Annotated in this window: 17 protein-coding genes and 1 riboswitch; of the genes, 6 read left to right on the top strand and 11 right to left on the bottom strand. The window is 58.8% G+C overall.

What is annotated here, in order from left to right:
• Window positions 1–16 precede the first annotated feature (16 nt).
• A riboswitch (TPP riboswitch) is annotated at window positions 17–108 on the bottom strand.
• A 164-nt stretch (window positions 109–272) separates the two neighbouring features.
• Window positions 273–704 (top strand): hypothetical protein, encoded by a 432-nt coding sequence (locus tag CYR52_RS12895; protein ID WP_101828707.1) that lies wholly within the window; start codon window positions 273–275, stop codon window positions 702–704.
• Between the two features lie 41 nt (window positions 705–745).
• On the opposite strand, the gene CYR52_RS23015 is transcribed toward CYR52_RS12895, so the two are convergent.
• A complete protein-coding gene (locus tag CYR52_RS23015; RefSeq protein WP_276327362.1) occupies window positions 746–880 on the bottom strand; it encodes a hypothetical protein in 135 nt (44 codons plus the stop codon).
• 212 nt (window positions 881–1,092) lie between these two features.
• On the opposite strand from CYR52_RS23015, the gene CYR52_RS12890 reads away from it, so the two are divergent.
• Window positions 1,093–1,533, top strand: a complete 441-nt coding sequence (locus CYR52_RS12890; RefSeq protein ID WP_072930266.1) for a GNAT family N-acetyltransferase — start codon at window positions 1,093–1,095, stop codon at window positions 1,531–1,533.
• A gap of 643 nt (window positions 1,534–2,176) precedes the next feature.
• Here CYR52_RS12890 and iraP read toward each other — a convergent pair.
• From iraP to guaB, 5 genes are all read right to left on the bottom strand, one after another.
• Window positions 2,177–2,458 (bottom strand): anti-adapter protein IraP, encoded by a 282-nt coding sequence (iraP, locus tag CYR52_RS12885; protein WP_072930264.1) that lies wholly within the window; start codon window positions 2,456–2,458, stop codon window positions 2,177–2,179.
• A 306-nt stretch (window positions 2,459–2,764) separates the two neighbouring features.
• A complete protein-coding gene (gene vapC / locus CYR52_RS12880) occupies window positions 2,765–3,169 on the bottom strand; it encodes a type II toxin-antitoxin system tRNA(fMet)-specific endonuclease VapC (RefSeq protein ID WP_101828706.1) in 405 nt (134 codons plus the stop codon).
• Window positions 3,169–3,399, bottom strand: coding sequence for a type II toxin-antitoxin system VapB family antitoxin (gene vapB / locus CYR52_RS12875; RefSeq protein WP_072930260.1), 231 nt, complete (start codon window positions 3,397–3,399; stop codon window positions 3,169–3,171). Before vapB ends, vapC begins: the two co-directional genes overlap by 1 nt.
• A 187-nt stretch (window positions 3,400–3,586) precedes the next feature.
• Window positions 3,587–5,164 (bottom strand): glutamine-hydrolyzing GMP synthase, encoded by a 1,578-nt coding sequence (gene guaA, locus CYR52_RS12870; RefSeq protein WP_072930257.1) that lies wholly within the window; start codon window positions 5,162–5,164, stop codon window positions 3,587–3,589.
• A gap of 74 nt (window positions 5,165–5,238) precedes the next feature.
• Complete coding sequence (guaB, locus tag CYR52_RS12865) at window positions 5,239–6,702, bottom strand: IMP dehydrogenase (RefSeq protein ID WP_146001342.1); 1,464 nt, start codon at window positions 6,700–6,702, stop codon at window positions 5,239–5,241.
• A gap of 170 nt (window positions 6,703–6,872) precedes the next feature.
• Here guaB and xseA point away from each other — a divergent pair, with 170 nt between their 5' ends.
• The 3 genes from xseA (at window position 6,873) to CYR52_RS12850 (ending at window position 9,797) form a co-directional block, all read left to right on the top strand.
• The gene (gene xseA / locus CYR52_RS12860) at window positions 6,873–8,249 is read left to right on the top strand and encodes an exodeoxyribonuclease VII large subunit (protein ID WP_394854002.1); all 1,377 of its coding nucleotides are present in this window, start codon (window positions 6,873–6,875) and stop codon (window positions 8,247–8,249) included.
• A 139-nt stretch (window positions 8,250–8,388) separates the two neighbouring features.
• The gene (locus tag CYR52_RS12855) at window positions 8,389–9,435 is read left to right on the top strand and encodes a M4 family metallopeptidase (RefSeq protein WP_072930253.1); all 1,047 of its coding nucleotides are present in this window, start codon (window positions 8,389–8,391) and stop codon (window positions 9,433–9,435) included.
• The gene (locus tag CYR52_RS12850; RefSeq protein ID WP_101828704.1) at window positions 9,435–9,797 is read left to right on the top strand and encodes a protealysin inhibitor emfourin; all 363 of its coding nucleotides are present in this window, start codon (window positions 9,435–9,437) and stop codon (window positions 9,795–9,797) included. Before CYR52_RS12855 ends, CYR52_RS12850 begins: the two co-directional genes overlap by 1 nt.
• 9 nt (window positions 9,798–9,806) lie before the next feature.
• Here the strand turns inward: CYR52_RS12850 and CYR52_RS12845 are convergent, their stop codons facing one another.
• On the bottom strand, window positions 9,807–10,028 hold the full coding sequence (locus CYR52_RS12845; protein ID WP_072930249.1) for a zinc ribbon domain-containing protein: 222 nt from the start codon (window positions 10,026–10,028) through the stop codon (window positions 9,807–9,809).
• A 140-nt stretch (window positions 10,029–10,168) separates the two neighbouring features.
• Here CYR52_RS12845 and CYR52_RS12840 point away from each other — a divergent pair, with 140 nt between their 5' ends.
• On the top strand, window positions 10,169–10,996 hold the full coding sequence (locus CYR52_RS12840) for an MBL fold metallo-hydrolase (protein ID WP_072930248.1): 828 nt from the start codon (window positions 10,169–10,171) through the stop codon (window positions 10,994–10,996).
• A 4-nt stretch (window positions 10,997–11,000) separates the two neighbouring features.
• On the opposite strand, the gene CYR52_RS12835 is transcribed toward CYR52_RS12840, so the two are convergent.
• The 4 genes from CYR52_RS12835 to CYR52_RS12820 form a co-directional block, all read right to left on the bottom strand.
• Window positions 11,001–11,960 (bottom strand): AEC family transporter, encoded by a 960-nt coding sequence (locus CYR52_RS12835; RefSeq protein ID WP_072930246.1) that lies wholly within the window; start codon window positions 11,958–11,960, stop codon window positions 11,001–11,003.
• A gap of 60 nt (window positions 11,961–12,020) precedes the next feature.
• Window positions 12,021–13,508, bottom strand: coding sequence for a ribosome biogenesis GTPase Der (gene der, locus CYR52_RS12830; protein WP_072930245.1), 1,488 nt, complete (start codon window positions 13,506–13,508; stop codon window positions 12,021–12,023).
• Between the two features lie 143 nt (window positions 13,509–13,651).
• Window positions 13,652–14,833: an outer membrane protein assembly factor BamB gene (gene bamB, locus CYR52_RS12825; RefSeq protein ID WP_072930243.1), complete on the bottom strand. Its 1,182-nt coding sequence runs from the start codon at window positions 14,831–14,833 to the stop codon at window positions 13,652–13,654.
• Window positions 14,834–14,843: 10 nt separating this feature from the next.
• Window positions 14,844–15,464, bottom strand: a complete 621-nt coding sequence (locus CYR52_RS12820; protein ID WP_072930242.1) for a YfgM family protein — start codon at window positions 15,462–15,464, stop codon at window positions 14,844–14,846.
• Between the last annotated feature and the right edge of the window lie 3 nt (window positions 15,465–15,467).

Here is a 15,467-nt window from a genome sequence, read left to right as displayed (position 1 = left end):
GAAAGAAGGCGATGCCGGTAAGGCAACGTGACTTCCCTACGCTGGCATTATCCAGGTCAGGTAATACGGGTAAAGTCTCAGCCCTTACGGGCACCCCGAGTCATGGTTTGATGTTCAAACGCGGCACCAGCATAAGCACCGGGCGGGCAGGTTGCAAATCGGATCGTGGCCTTTTTCATAGGCGACAACCCTAAGAGATGACAAGGGTTAATGAAAATACCCCTGTTGCCGGTTACGTTACTCCCCTCGCAAGCAGCGCCCCCTGAGGAAGTATGCAAAACAACAAAATTTTTCGCCGCTTACATGCAACCCTCACCGTCACCCTGCTGTTACTGGTCGCCGGTTATGCCTTCTGCCGGTTTTATGTTAACCGCGCGCCGGAGGACGCCCTCTACGCCCAGCGGCGCATCACGGAGAGCACGTTTCTTTATGTGACTAAATACCAGGGCGGTGGGGCCACCGTTTCGGAGGTCTACCGCTATTATCTGGATGGCATGCTGCCGGGCGACCCGATGCCGCACCTGAAAGAACGCACACCGTTTCTGGTCACGGATGTGGGAAATGCCGGCATATCAGGCTATGGCAATCACATTAACGTCACCCTGACCGGGCGCGTTTATACGTTCACAAATTCAGACCTGTTTTATGCAGAAGGTGTAGCCATCATGCCGGTGATTTCGCTCACCGCCAACGGGGTGCGTTAAGCACGAAAAAAGCGCCCGGCGGGCGCTTGTACAGGGGCGCGCTACGGCGCTTTTTTCTTCTTTTTCGACGGCGTGTTGATGGTTTCGGTTACGGTCGATTTCGGCCGTTTTTTGGCTTCGCCGGGTTCCACAAACTGGCCGGTTTCGGTGTCTCGCACCACTTTTCGGGTTCCCATAATCACCTCATCGCGCTGGGCTGGAGCCTTTAGCCTAGTGACGGCGGAACGGTGGCTCAAGGCCGCAATGATCACATCTGGTTATTGAGGGCTATAATTTCAATCAATTAGATAAATCATGCACCAGGGCGCACGGTGCCGTCTCAGTGACCCGCTCACCAGGCTAACGCATATCCGCCAGGCGGTGCCCTGCCCCCATAAAAGGAACGCCGATGATTGTACGCCCCTATCAGGAAGCCGATCGCCCCTTCCTGCGCACCCTGTACCTCGCTGCCCGCAAGCAGGCCTGGCCCTGGCTTGAGAGCAGCGGCTGGCAACTGGAAGATTTTGACCGTGCCGTGCTGGGGGAAACCGTGCTGGTCGCCGAAGAGGAGGGTCGCCCGGTAGGCTTTGCCTCTCTGTTTGAAGCGGAAAATTTTCTGCATAACCTGTTTGTCGCGCCGGAGGCGCAGGGGCGCGGCATCGGGCTGGCGCTGCTTGAAGCCGCACAGGCGACCTTTACCCACACCGGTGCGCTAAAGTGCCTGGTGAAAAATGAGCGTGCCCTGCGCTTCTACCAGCGGCATGGCTGGGAAACGATCAGCCGCGGCACTGCGCCAAAAGGTGATTACTACCTGCTGCATTACCGGCTGCCGCAGGACAATAACGAATGACACAGTGGGTAAACAGAGAGGTAAAACGGGCAGACACAGACAGGTTTTCCGGACTTAGCCGGCGGGGCTAACCTGCTGTGCTGCCGCGACAGATATGAGAAGCCGGGGGGTGGCGGGCAGACTGCGCCTCATGGCCTGGGGTTCCCCCAAAGCAGTATCCCTTGCGGTGTATGAGCAGATGCGGGGCAAGCGCCGGGCATCTTAAGTAAAACAAGTGCTGCTGTTTCCTTGGTTTTTATGTTTCTCAACATGGGTGTCTCAACACGGGCCGGGTTTCATCCTGACACCTTGCGCCGTATTGGCTCAGGGGTGGGTTGCTCTGCGTGGGTATCTTCACTGGACATACTGATAATATTGCCGCAGTGCACACAGTACCGGACGTTGATTATGGTGTGTCCGCTTTGACTATCCTTAATGCTTTTTACCTGGGTCATGTAATCATCGCCACTTGCCAGACACTCAGGACAGACTTTAGTGCTGTCTTCATCATTTAAATCTTCGTTCACATTCCCTCCGCATTTTGTTAGCAAATACTAACAAGCCTAGCAGCGATTTAACACATTGTGAAACGTGTTAACCGGGCTGAGGGCCGCAGTATGCCTGAATTTTAGCCGATTCAGCCGGTTAACCAGTATGCTTCAGATTATTCGGATTTTACTTTGACGAATTCCGGTAATGCCAATAACCGGCCCACATGAGACAGCAAAAGATCGACATCAGAGGTCATGATTTCGTCGGATTCTTTTGCGGCGGTCACTATCGCCTGGTTAATCGTTTGGGTGACATTTTCGGTCAGCGTTTTATCCAGCGTCAGGATGATGGCTGCCAGCAACAGGGATTGTGCCTCCACCTGCGCGGTCAATTCTTTGGCTTCCACCTCGATTTTTGACATTTTAATCAGTACGTCTGCTACCAAGTTTTGCATAAGCCACCTCTCTCATCCGCGTCTGTAGACCCTAGCATTCCCTTTTCACGAGGCATAGCGCCATCTCACGGCTTTAAGATAAAGCGTAATTTTTTATGCGTAATTGTGAGGTGTTACGGGGATGGGAGACCCAGATCGCAGCAGGCCGATAACCCGCCAGGCCTGACAGGCCACCGGGATGCGCGTGTTCAGAATGTTATGGCACACAATACCCCCCCCTTATCCTGGATATCGGGCGAAAAAAGCCCGCATAGGCAGGCTGTTTCAGGCTGGCATCCAGATTTTTCAGGTGTTTGACGAACAGAGTTAGCTGACGCTCCAGTCTTCCAGACGTAAACCTTTGACCCGTAAAAATTCACGGGTGTTATTTGTCACCAGAACCAAGCCAAGTGCGCGGGCATGGGCTGCAATCATACTGTCATAGGGGCCGATAGGCGCGCCCGCCTTCGCCAGTTCGGCCCGGATTTGCCCGGTCTGTATCGCGGCATTGATGTCATAATTTAGTACTTCCAGCCGGGCAATGAATCCTTCCACTACGCGCAGATTTTTTTCCGGGCTGGCGGATTTTTCTGCGCCATAAATTAACTCCATTAAGGTGACAGAACTGATGCACATCTGTTCATAATGCTGGTTAAACACTTCGCGTACTGACTGAGGCTTATTTTTGATCGTGTAGATACAGATATTGGTATCCAGCATATATTTGAGCATCAGAACCCTTCCCTGTCCTGGTCATCGGGCTGATCACGTGAGCCCATAAAATCAGAGGTTACGCTCTCGCCATTAAACCAGCTGTCCCAGCTTTCACCCGCCGGGGTAATAATGCGCGTGCGCCCTACCGCAATAATATCCACATGTTTGACATCTTCCGGTAAAGCGACTGCTTTCGGCAGGCGCACCGCCTGGCTCCGGTTGCTTTTAAAGACAGTTGTCTTTTCCATCATTGCCTCCTGTGGTGATGTTTTGTTCTTCCTGTCAGCATAAGGCCATGGTGGGATATGTCAATGGGATATACAAAAAGCAAACAGACTGTAGTGGTTTGCAATAGACATAAAAAAACCCTCTGTAAAAAACAGAGGGTTGCTTTCATTTCTTGCTGTTCAGGAAGAAGTCTCGGCGATGACCGGCTTATTCCCACTCAATCGTCGCCGGCGGTTTGCCGGAGATGTCGTACACCACGCGGGAGATGCCGTTGATTTCGTTGATGATACGGTTGGAAACGCGGCCGAGGAACTCGTACGGCAGGTGCGCCCAGTGCGCGGTCATGAAATCGATGGTTTCTACCGCACGCAGCGAGACAACCCAGTCATATTTACGGCCGTCGCCCATTACACCCACGGAGCGCACCGGCAGGAACACCGTAAAGGCCTGGCTGACTTTGTGGTAGAGATCGGCTTTGTGCAGTTCTTCAATGAAGATCGCGTCCGCGCGGCGCAGCAGGTCGCAGAACTCTTTCTTCACTTCGCCCAGCACGCGCACACCCAGGCCCGGCCCCGGGAACGGGTGACGGTAGAGCATGTCGTACGGCAGGCCAAGCTCCAGGCCGATTTTGCGCACTTCGTCTTTGAACAGCTCTTTCAGCGGCTCCACCAGCCCCAGCTTCATCTCTTTCGGCAGGCCGCCGACGTTGTGGTGGGACTTGATCACGTGCGCTTTGCCGGTGGCAGAGGCGGCAGACTCAATCACATCCGGGTAGATGGTGCCTTGCGCCAGCCATTTGAACTCTTCATGTTTGCTGGCCTCTTCGTCGAATACCTCGACAAACACGCGGCCGATGGTCTTGCGTTTGGCTTCCGGATCATCAATGCCGGCCAGCGCAGACAGGAAACGGTCTTCCGCCGGGACATGCACAATGTTCAGGCCGAAGTGGTCACCAAACATCTCCAGCACCTGATCCGCTTCGTTCAGGCGCAGCAGGCCGTTATCCACAAAGACGCAGGTCAGGCGTTTGCCGATGGCGCGGTGCAACAGCATGGCGGTCACGGACGAGTCCACCCCACCGGAGAGGCCGAGGATAACCTGATCATTACCCACCTGCTCTCTGATGCGCTCAACCGCATCTTCAATGATGGTGGCCGGGGTCCAGAGCGCTTCACAGCCGCAGATGTCCAGCACAAACCGCTCCAGCATCCGCTGGCCCTGACGGGTATGGGTCACTTCCGGGTGGAACTGCACGCCGTAGAAGCGTTTTTCTTCGTTCGCCATGATGGCAAACGGGCAGTTGTCGGTGCTGGCAACGGTCACGAAATCGGACGGGATCGCGGTGACTTTGTCACCGTGGCTCATCCAGACGTCCAGCAGCGGCTGGCCGGTCGGACTGAGGGCGTCCTGGATGTCACGGATCAGCGCGCTTTCAGCCTGAATTTCTACCTGTGCATAGCCGAATTCACGCTCGTTGGAGCCTTCCACATGGCCGCCCAGTTGCATCGCCATCGTCTGCATCCCGTAGCAGACGCCGAATACCGGTACCCCGGCATTGAAGACGTATTCCGGCGCGCGCGGGCTGTTCAGCTCGGTGGTGCTCTCCGGGCCGCCGGAGAGAATGATGCCGCTCGGGTTGAAGTCGCGGATCTGCGCTTCGGTAACGTCCCATGCCCACAGTTCACAATAAACGCCGATTTCACGAACGCGGCGCGCAACCAATTGGGTGTACTGAGAACCGAAATCCAGGATCAGGATACGATGCTTATGGATATTTTTTGACATGTGAGGCGAATTCCAGAAACAGAGAAAAAAAGAGAAAAATGAACGGGCGGCAGCCGGGGCCGCCGCCACGCTTATCAGCCCATGCGGTAGTTCGGTGACTCTTTGGTGATGGTCACGTCGTGCACGTGGCTTTCCTGGATGCCGGCACCACTGATGCGGACGAACTCCGCCTTGGTGCGCAGGTCATCGATGGTCTGGCAGCCGGTGAGGCCCATGCAGGAGCGCAGGCCGCCCATCTGCTGGTGCACAATCGCCTTCAGCATCCCTTTGTAGGCCACGCGGCCTTCGATCCCTTCCGGCACCAGTTTATCGGCGGCGTTGTCAGTCTGGAAGTAACGGTCAGAAGAGCCTTTGGACATCGCGCCCAGTGAGCCCATGCCGCGGTAGGATTTGAACGAACGGCCCTGGTACAGCTCGATTTCACCTGGGGATTCGTCCGTCCCGGCCAGCATGGAGCCGACCATCACGCAGGACGCGCCTGCCGCCAGGGCTTTGGCGATGTCGCCGGAGAAACGGATACCGCCGTCGGCGATCACCGGGATACCGGTGCCTTCCAGCGCTTCGACTGCATCAGCAATCGCGGTGATCTGCGGCACGCCCACACCGGTCACAATACGGGTGGTACAGATGGAACCTGGGCCAATGCCGACTTTCACGGCACTGACGCCCGCCTCAACCAGCGCTTTCGCCCCTGCGGCGGTGGCGACGTTGCCGCCGACGATTTGCAGGTCCGGGTATTTGGCGCGGGTTTCACGGATGCGCTGCAACACGCCTTCTGAATGGCCGTGCGAGGAGTCGATCAGCAGCACGTCTACCCCGGCGGCAACCAGTGCATCAACACGCGCTTCGTTGCCTGCGCCTGCGCCTACCGCAGCACCGACACGCAGGCGGCCGCGCTCGTCTTTACAGGCGTTAGGTTTACGTTCCGCTTTCTGGAAATCTTTTACGGTGATCATGCCGAGCAGGTGGAACTGATCATCCACCACCAGCGCTTTTTCCACACGCTTTTCATGCATTTTTTGCAGCACGACGTCACGCGCTTCACCCTCTTTCACCGTGACCAGACGCGCTTTCGGCGTCATCACCGCGGTGACCGGCTGGTCGAGGTCGGTCACGAAACGCACGTCACGGCCGGTGATGATGCCGACCAGTTCATTCTCTTCCGTCACGACCGGGTAACCGGCGAAACCGTTGCGGGCAGTCAGCTCTTTCACCTGGCGCAGGGTAGTGGCAGGCGTCACGGTTTGTGGGTCAGTCACCACGCCGCTCTCATGTTTCTTCACGCGGCTGACCTCTTCGGCCTGGCGCTCAATGGACATGTTTTTGTGGATGAACCCCAGGCCGCCTTCCTGTGCCAGCGCAATGGCCAGGCCGGATTCCGTCACGGTATCCATGGCGGCAGAAAGCATCGGGATGTTCAGGCGGATTTTTGCCGTGAGTTGCGTGCCGAGATCGGCCGTGTTCGGCAGGACAGTGGAGTGGGCGGGAACGAGCAGAACGTCATCGAACGTCAGGGCTTCTTTAATGATACGTAGCATGGGCAATATCTCACCAGGGTGGATGCGAAAAAGATAAAATATTGCCGCGGCATTATACAGAGCGTAATCGATTGCCTCCAGCACTATTTTGCTAAAACCCTTGATTACCTGTTGCAGCCATGTAGTATCGATTAATTAAGTCCCTGTTTTAAAATTTGATCACGATCACAATGCCGAATTTATCTTCCCCAGGAATTTTTACCGTCAGCCGCCTGAATCAGACGGTGCGACAGCTGCTGGAAGGTGAAATGGGCCAGATCTGGCTCTCCGGCGAAATCTCCAACCTGTCGCAACCCGCCTCCGGCCACTGGTATTTCACCCTGAAGGATGACCGGGCACAGGTGCGTTGCGCCATGTTCCGGAATGCCAACCGCCGCAGCACTTTCCGCCCGCAAAACGGCCAGCAGGTTCTGATGCGCGCCACCATCACCCTGTATGAGCCGCGCGGCGACTACCAGCTGATTGCGGAAAGTATGCAACCGGCCGGTGAAGGGCTGTTGCAGCAGAAATATGAGCTGCTCAAGCAGGCGCTGGCAGACGAAGGGCTGTTCGATGCCCAATTCAAACAACCGCTTCCCTCCCCCGCCAGACAGGTAGGTGTGATCACCTCTGCCAGCGGTGCAGCGCTGCACGATGTGTTGCAGGTGCTGAAACGCCGTGACCCGTCGCTGCCGGTGGTGATTTACCCCACGCTGGTGCAGGGGGCTGACGCGCCGATGATGATTGTGCGCGCCATTGAGGCGGCCAACCGGCGCAATGAGTGTGACGTGCTGATTGTCGGGCGCGGCGGCGGCTCGCTGGAAGATTTGTGGAGCTTCAATGACGAGCGGGTAGCGCGGGCGATTTTCGCCAGCCGCATCCCGGTGGTCAGCGCCGTCGGCCACGAGACGGATGTGACAATTGCAGACTTCGTGGCGGACCTGCGTGCGCCGACGCCGTCGGCTGCCGCTGAGCTTGTCAGCCGCAACCAGCTGGAGTTGCTGCGCCGGATGCAATCCCAACAGCAGCGGCTGGAAATGGCGATGGATTACTTCCTCGCCCAGCGGGCGCGGCAGTTCACCCGGCTGCATCACCGCCTGCAACAGCAGCACCCGCAGTTGCGCCTGTCGCGCCAGCAGACGGCGCTGTTCCGCCTGCGCCGCCGGCTGGATGAGGCGATGCAGCAGCGGTTGCGCCAGTTGCTCCGCCGCGCCGATCGCCTGCAACAGCGGCTGTTGCAGCATCCGCCGCAGAACCGCATCCACCGCACCCAGCAGCGGGTGCAGCAGTTGCGCTACCGGCTGAACCAGGCGCTGGCCCTCCAGCTTTCCCAACAGAAACAGCGCTTCGGCACCGCCTGCACCCAGCTTGAAGCCGTCAGCCCGCTGGCGACGCTGGCGCGCGGCTACAGCGTGACCACTACCGCCGCGGGCGGCGTGCTGAAAAAAACCGCACAGGCGCAGCCGGGCGACCGCCTGACCACCCGGCTGGCCGACGGCTGGGTGGAGAGCGAAGTAACCCAGATTACGCCGGTGAAAACGCCGCGTAAACGCACGCCGAAAGGCTGACCGCCTCTGCCGCTGTTTGTCAGAATTGGGTAAAAATCCCCCAGCCTGCCCAATCGGACTATACTGTTAATCAGACGGTTATCTTCTGCCGTCCTGACAGTACTCCGCCTTCCGGGCATTTCTGATAAGGAGATTCGGCATGAGCGACGGCAAGACCCCGCGTCATTCCCAGGTTCCGTACAGCGTTATCCCCCCTTATATCCTGCGCCGCATTATCGAACATGGTTCCGACCCGCAACGCACCCGCGCCCAACAGACGCTGACCCACGTCCGCACGCTGATGGCCGAGCCGTTTGCCAAATCCCAGGCACCGGATGTCTCCGCGCCCGGCCAGGTGCAGCGCAAGATCTATGATGCGCAGAATGAGACCGCGCTGCCGGGCCAGCTTGCGCGCAGTGAGGGCCAGCCGGCCACCGATGACGTGGCGGTCACCGAGGCCTATGACTACCTTGGCGTGACTTACGACTTTTTCTGGCAGGCGTTTAAGCGCAACTCGCTTGACGGCAAAGGGCTGGCGCTGAGTGGTACCGTGCACTACGACAAGAATTACCAGAACGCCTTCTGGAACGGTGAGCAGATGGTGTTTGGCGACGGTGACGGCGAAATCTTCAACCGCTTCACCATTGCCATCGATGTGGTCGGCCATGAGCTGGCGCACGGCGTCACGGAGAGCGAAGCGGGGCTTATCTATTTCCAGCAGGCCGGGGCGCTGAATGAGTCCCTGTCGGACGTGTTCGGCTCACTGGTCAAGCAGTTCCAGCGCAAACAGACCGCCGACCAGGCTGACTGGATTATCGGCGAAGGCTTGCTGGCAGAAGGGATTAACGGCACCGGGCTGCGGTCGATGTCGGCCCCCGGCACCGCCTACGATGACCCGCTGCTCGGCAAAGACCCGCAACCGGCGCACATGAACGAGTATATCCAGACACGTGATGACAATGGCGGCGTCCACCTGAATTCCGGCATTCCCAACCGCGCGTTCTACCTGGCGGCGACCGCGCTGGGCGGTTATGCCTGGGAGCGCGCCGGGTATATCTGGTATGACACGCTGTGTGACAAAACCCTGCCGCAGGATGCGGATTTCGCAACCTTTGCCAAATTCACCGTGCGTCATGCGCAAACGCGTTTTGACAGCGCCACCGCCCAGGCGGTGCAAACGGCCTGGCAGCAGGTGGGAGTGGAGTAATGCAGCCGCTTTCGGAACTGGAACCGGATGCCGTGATCATTCTGGTGCGGGAAGGCGGGTTCGCCTTTATCCCCAAGCTGAACGGGCCGCGCCGCATCGCGCTGCATGACGTCAGCCCGGAAACGCGCGAACGCATCTGCCACCTGATTAACCAGATCCTGCCCTATGCCCAGCAGCAGCCCGGCCAGGCCGGGCGCGGCGACCAGCGTTACTTCCGGCTGGAGATCCATTTCACCTCCGCGGATTATCAGGATTGGGTGCTGGTCATCCCTGAAACCCGCACGCCGGAGGAGCTTATCAAGCTGTGGAAATATGGCGATCTGGACGGTGACGGCAAACCGGATGTTCCCCCCGGCCACTGACGCACGCCGTCAACAGTGAACGTAACAGACTTCAACCCGGAGTTTGGAAATCAGGCCGTGGCCGTGTGGGCAAAAATAGTCCACCGCGCCACAGGCTTTCAGCACTTCCAGCGGCTGATGGCACTGCGGGCACACCACTTCCTGCCGGAAATCCCCGTGCCCCTGGGCACAATGGTAGTGATCCCCGTGTTGGCTCATTGTCTGCTTACAGACAGGACACACTGCGTCCATTATTTTCTCCTTTTTTGGCGGGCCGCAGCGCCCTGACGATCAGGTGCCGCCCCTTATTCCAGTGTAGCGCCCCGGCGGCGGCGGGCAACTTCCTGTGACTGGCTTACACTTAACCTTTTCCCTCTCAGATAAGGAGCACCATGCATATCCATCATCTGAACTGCGGCTGTATGTGCCCGTTTGGCGGCGCCTTTTATGATGGCTTCAGCAAAGGTCTGACCGCCCACCTTACCTGCCACTGCCTGCTGCTGGAAACACCCCGGCACGGGCTGGTGCTGGTGGATACCGGCTTCGGCAGCGAAGATATGGCGCAACCGCAACAGCGGCTGGCCCCCTTTTTCCGCGTGCTGAATAATATCCGTTACCGCCAGCAGGACACCGCGCTGAGCCAGATCCGCCGGCTGGGGTTCTCGCCTTCGGATGTGCAGCACATTGTGCTGACCCATCTCGATTTTGACCATGCCGGTGGGTTGAGTGATTTCCCGCAGGCGCAGGTGCATGTGTTGCAACAGGAGGCGGACGCCGCCCGTAACCGCCGCCACTGGCTGAACCGGGGGCGCTACCGGGACGTGCAGTGGGCGCAGGTGCGGCAATGGCACTTTTACCAGCCGGGCGGTGAAGGCTGGCACGGGTTTGATGCGGTGCGCGGGCTGACCGGGCTGCCGCCGGAGGTGCTGATGATCCCGCTGGCGGGGCATACCCACGGCCACGCCGGGGTGGCGCTCCAGACTGGTGACGGCTGGTTGCTGCACGCAGGGGATGCCTACTTCTACCGCGATGAAGTGGGCCAGCCCAACCGGCACTGTACGCCGGGGCTGCGGTTCTACCAATGGATGATGGAGGTCGATCGCCAGGCGCGCCGCCATAACCAGCAACGGCTGCGGGCGCTCTCCTGCGACCCCGCTGCCGGGGTCACGATGTTTTGCAGCCATGACGCCAAAGAGTTTGAGCGCCTGGCCGCGCCCTGAGGCATCAGACCAGATGCAGGCCGCGCAGCAGCGCCAGCCCCAGCGCCGTGGTAAAGAATGAGCCGAGGGTGGTAAGGGCGATGATGTTGGCGGCCAGCGTGGCGTTGCCGCCCATCGCCCGCGTCATGACATAGCTGCCCGCCGCCGTCGGGGTACAGGAAAACAGGAAAATCACCCCCAGCGCTGCGCCGTTGAACCCCAGCAGTGCGCCGCCCAGCGTCATCAGCCCCGGCACCACCAGCACCCGCGCCAGCGTGGCGTAACCAGCCACGTTGGAGCTGCGGAACATGGCGCGCCAGTCCAGGCTGGCTCCGGCGCACAGCATTGCCAGCGGCAGCGCCATGCCGGAGATAAATTCACCGGTCTTATACAGCGTATCCGGCATCGCCCAGTGGGTTTCCTTGAACAGCAGCCCCAGCACCAGCCCGATAATCAGCGGGTTGGTGACAATGCCGCGCAGGATCGCCGTGACGTCCAGCCCCTTCCCTGCCCCACGTTGCAGGCTGCGGCTCAGGGTAATCACTGAAAGCACATTAAACAGGATCACGGTAATCGCGATATACATGGAGCCGAGGGCGACGCCCTCTTTGCCGAAGGCCAGGGAGGCATAAGCCAGCCCGGCGATGCCGGTATTGGCGCGGAACCCGCCCTGCACAAAGATGCCGCGTTCACGCGGGTCTTTGACCAGCTTTATCGCCGCCAGCTCCAGTAACAGGAACGTGACCAGCGTGGCCGCGCCGCCATAGGTCGCCAGCGGCAGGTTCATGCCCTCTTCACTGCCGGTGTGGGTGGAGACGCTGAAGAACAGCAAGCAGGGCAGCGCAACGTTAAACACCACCCGGCTGGCTTTGTCACAGAAATGGTCGTCCATAATACCGACGCGCTTTAATACGATACCTAATACCAGCAACAACAGATTGGGCACGGTAACGCCCAACGCAAAACTCCAGGTCTGCCAGAACATCTCCCTTCCTTACGGTCATACCAAAAAAAAGGGATGCACTCATTGTGCATCCCACGGGGGTTATTTGCTTTTCTTCAGGTGGCTCATCAGGCGCTTACGCTTACGCATCTGGTTTGGCGTCAGGGTGTTGCGCTTCCCGGCGAACGGGTTCTCACCCTCTTTGAACTGGATGCGGATCGGCGTGCCCATCACTTCCAGCGAACGACGGTAATAGTTCATCAGGTAGCGTTTGTAGGAGTCCGGCAGGTCCTGCACCTGGTTGCCGTGGATCACCACAATCGGCGGGTTATAGCCCCCGGCGTGGGCATATTTCAGCTTCACGCGGCGGCCGCGCACCAGCGGCGGCTGGTGGTCGTCGGCGGCCATCTGCATGATGCGGGTCAGCAGGGAAGTGCTGACGCGGCGGGTGGCGCAGCGGTACGCTTCGTTGACCGACTCAAACAGGTTGCCGACGCCGCTGCCGTGCAGCGCGGAGATAAAGTGGATACGCGCAAAGTCGATGAAACCGAGGCGCAGATCCAGCGCATCTTTCACTTCATCTTTGATTTCCTGTGACAACCCATCCCACTTGTTGACCACAATCACCAGCGAGCGGCCGCTGTTGAGGATGAAGCCCAGCAGCGACAGATCCTGATCGGAGATGCCTTCACGCGCGTCGATCACCAGCATCACCACGTTGGCGTCTTCAATCGCCTGCAGGGTTTTGATGACTGAGAATTTCTCAACCGTGTCGGTGACTTTCCCGCGCTTGCGCACCCCGGCGGTGTCGATCAGCACATACTCGCGCTCATCACGCTGCATCGGGATGTAGATGCTGTCACGGGTGGTGCCCGGCATGTCATACACCACCACGCGCTCTTCACCCAGAATGCGGTTGGTCAGGGTCGATTTACCGACGTTAGGGCGGCCAACAATAGCCAGTTTGATCGGCAGCGATTCCGGGTCGAAATCATCTTCGGCTTCGGCGGCGGCCACCGCAGCTTCTTCCTCACCCAGTTGCTCAGCCCAGTAGGCGGCGTTCGCCTCCTCTTCGGTCAGCTCAGTGGGTTCTTCATGATCGACAAACGGCAGCAGCACGTGCTCAATAAGCTGGGTAATCCCGCGGCCGTGGGATGCTGCGATCGCGTGGACTTCGCCCATGCCGAGCGAGTAGAAATCGGCGGCGGCAGAATCCGCATCCAGCCCGTCAACTTTGTTGGCGACCAGGAAGGTGGCTTTGTCACGGCTGCGCAGATGTTTGGCAATGCCCTCATCCGCCGGCATCAGGCCGGCACGCGCATCCACCATAAACAGCACGATGTCCGCTTCTTCAATGGCGCGCAGCGACTGACCGGCCATGTGCGTCTCAACGCCGTCTTCGGTGCCGTCAATCCCGCCGGTATCGACGATGATGAACTCATGGCCCTCAACTTCAGCACGACCATACTTGCGGTCACGCGTCAGCCCGGGGAAATCCGCCACTAACGCATCACGCGTTTTGGTCAAACGGTTAAATAAGGTGGATTTACCCACATTCGGGCGCCCGACCAGCGCGACGACAGGTATCATTGTTGCAGCCTCATTACTTAAAAAACAAAATGTTACGTGACAGCCCATACCATCAGGTGCCGCGTTTCAAAAGACGAAACGGCCCCTGAATATCAGGAGCCGTTAAAGAGCCACCGGGGTGGCTCAGGATATGTTACCGGATGTTAGCGGGTGAACGCGTAAACGTCACCGCTTTTCGCCTGGATCAGCAATTTATCGCTCGCCACAACCGGCGCGCTCAGGAAGCCGGAGCTGTCCACTTTCTGCTGAGCCACGAAGCGGCCATCATCGGTATTGAGCCAGTGCAGGTAGCCTTCGCTGTCCCCTACCACCAGATAACCATTATACAACACCGGGGCCGTCAGGTTACGGTGCAGCAGCTCGCTCTGGCGCCACAGGCTTACGCCGCCCTGGGTGTTCAGGGCCATCACACGGTCATTCTGGTCGACCACAAAGATGCGGCCGGCATCGACGATGAAATCGCTCACTGAGCCGACTTCGCGTTTCCAGATGATCTGGCCGGAGCGCAGATCCAACGCCGTCAGGTTGCCGTTGTAACCCAGCGCGTATACCACGCCTTCGACCACGACCGGCGAGGTGTCCACGTCGTTCAGGCGATCGATTTCGGTTGCGCCGCTTGGCTGGGAGATGCGCTGTTGCCAGATCATCTGCCCTTCTTTCATCAGCACGGCGCTGACGCGGCCATTGTCACCGCCGACAATCGCGGCACCAAAGGCGGTCGCCGGGGCGGATTCACCGCGCAGGGATAGGGACGGCATATCCAGGTTAACCGTCCACTGCACGGTGCCGTCGCTTTCGCTCAGGCCCTGCAACATGCCGTTGCTGGTGTGCACCAGCACCAGGCCGTCACTGACCACCGGGCGTGATACCGCTTCACCGGCGACATTGGTCTGCCAGGCAATTTTACCGTCATCACTGTTCAGGGCATACACCACCGCGCGCTCACTGCCCACATAGACGTGATTGCCGGAGGCCGTCACGCCGCCGGAGAGCAGCGCCGGGCGGTTGCTGGAGAAGAAGCCGGTTTTCTCAGAGAGGTCCGCTTTCCAGATCTCTTTGCCGCTGTCGGCATCCAGGGCTTTCACCACCCCGTGGCGATCGGCGGCAAACACCGTGGTGCCTTGCCAGGCCGGGCGCAGGTTGGAGTAAAACTCGCCCACGCCATCACCGACTGAGCTGTTCCAGACTTCGGTCGGGGTGAACTGGTTTTCGACTTTCGGCAGCGGGGACATGGTGACCACATCCTCTTCGCCGTTGAACAATGAACAACCACTCAGCAGGGCAACAGAAACCCATCCTACCAAGAGTGTTTTACGCAAATGCATTGGCATCCCCTTAGCTGGCCAAATTATTTAACTTCATGCGCAGCAGCGCCTGCTGTGCCTGAGAGGCTTTAGCGTCGATGCCTTTACTGTATGCGTCACGTGCGCCTTTCAGGTCTCCCTTGCGCACCAGCACATCGCCACGGATATCCAGTGACATGGCCGCCCAGCTTTCACCCTTGACGCCCTCCAGGGTTTTCAGCGCATCATCAAGTTTGTTTTGCTGAAGCTGGAGGCGGGCCTGCCGCAGCGAAATCAGCGGCAGCAGGTTGTCATCTTTGGTGAGGCCGGCGGCCTTCGCCAGCTGTTTCTCGGCGTTGGCGTACTCTTTCAGATCAACAAAATGCTGCGCCAGTTGCAACGCGGCAAAGGCCCCATAATTATTGTCATTGGCCTGAATGAACTGTTCCGTTGCCGCCACGCCTTCCGGTTTTTTCGCCATCAGCGCGTCGGTCGCTTTCTGGTAGGAGACTGACGCTTCGGTCAGGGCTTCTGTCTGATGCCCCTGCCAGTAACGCCACCCCACCAGGGCACCAATGCCCAGCACCACGCCAACAGCCAATGCCTTGCCGTTCTCCGAGAAGAAGTGGCGTACAGCATTCACCTGTTCGTTTTCAGTGGTATAGACTTCCACGGT

The sequence above is a fragment of the Chimaeribacter arupi genome (assembly GCF_002858805.1).
Classification (GTDB): domain Bacteria; phylum Pseudomonadota; class Gammaproteobacteria; order Enterobacterales; family Enterobacteriaceae; genus Chimaeribacter; species Chimaeribacter arupi.
The sequence above is the reverse complement of the archived record's forward strand: the minus strand, read 5'-3'. Positions and strand labels throughout refer to the sequence as shown.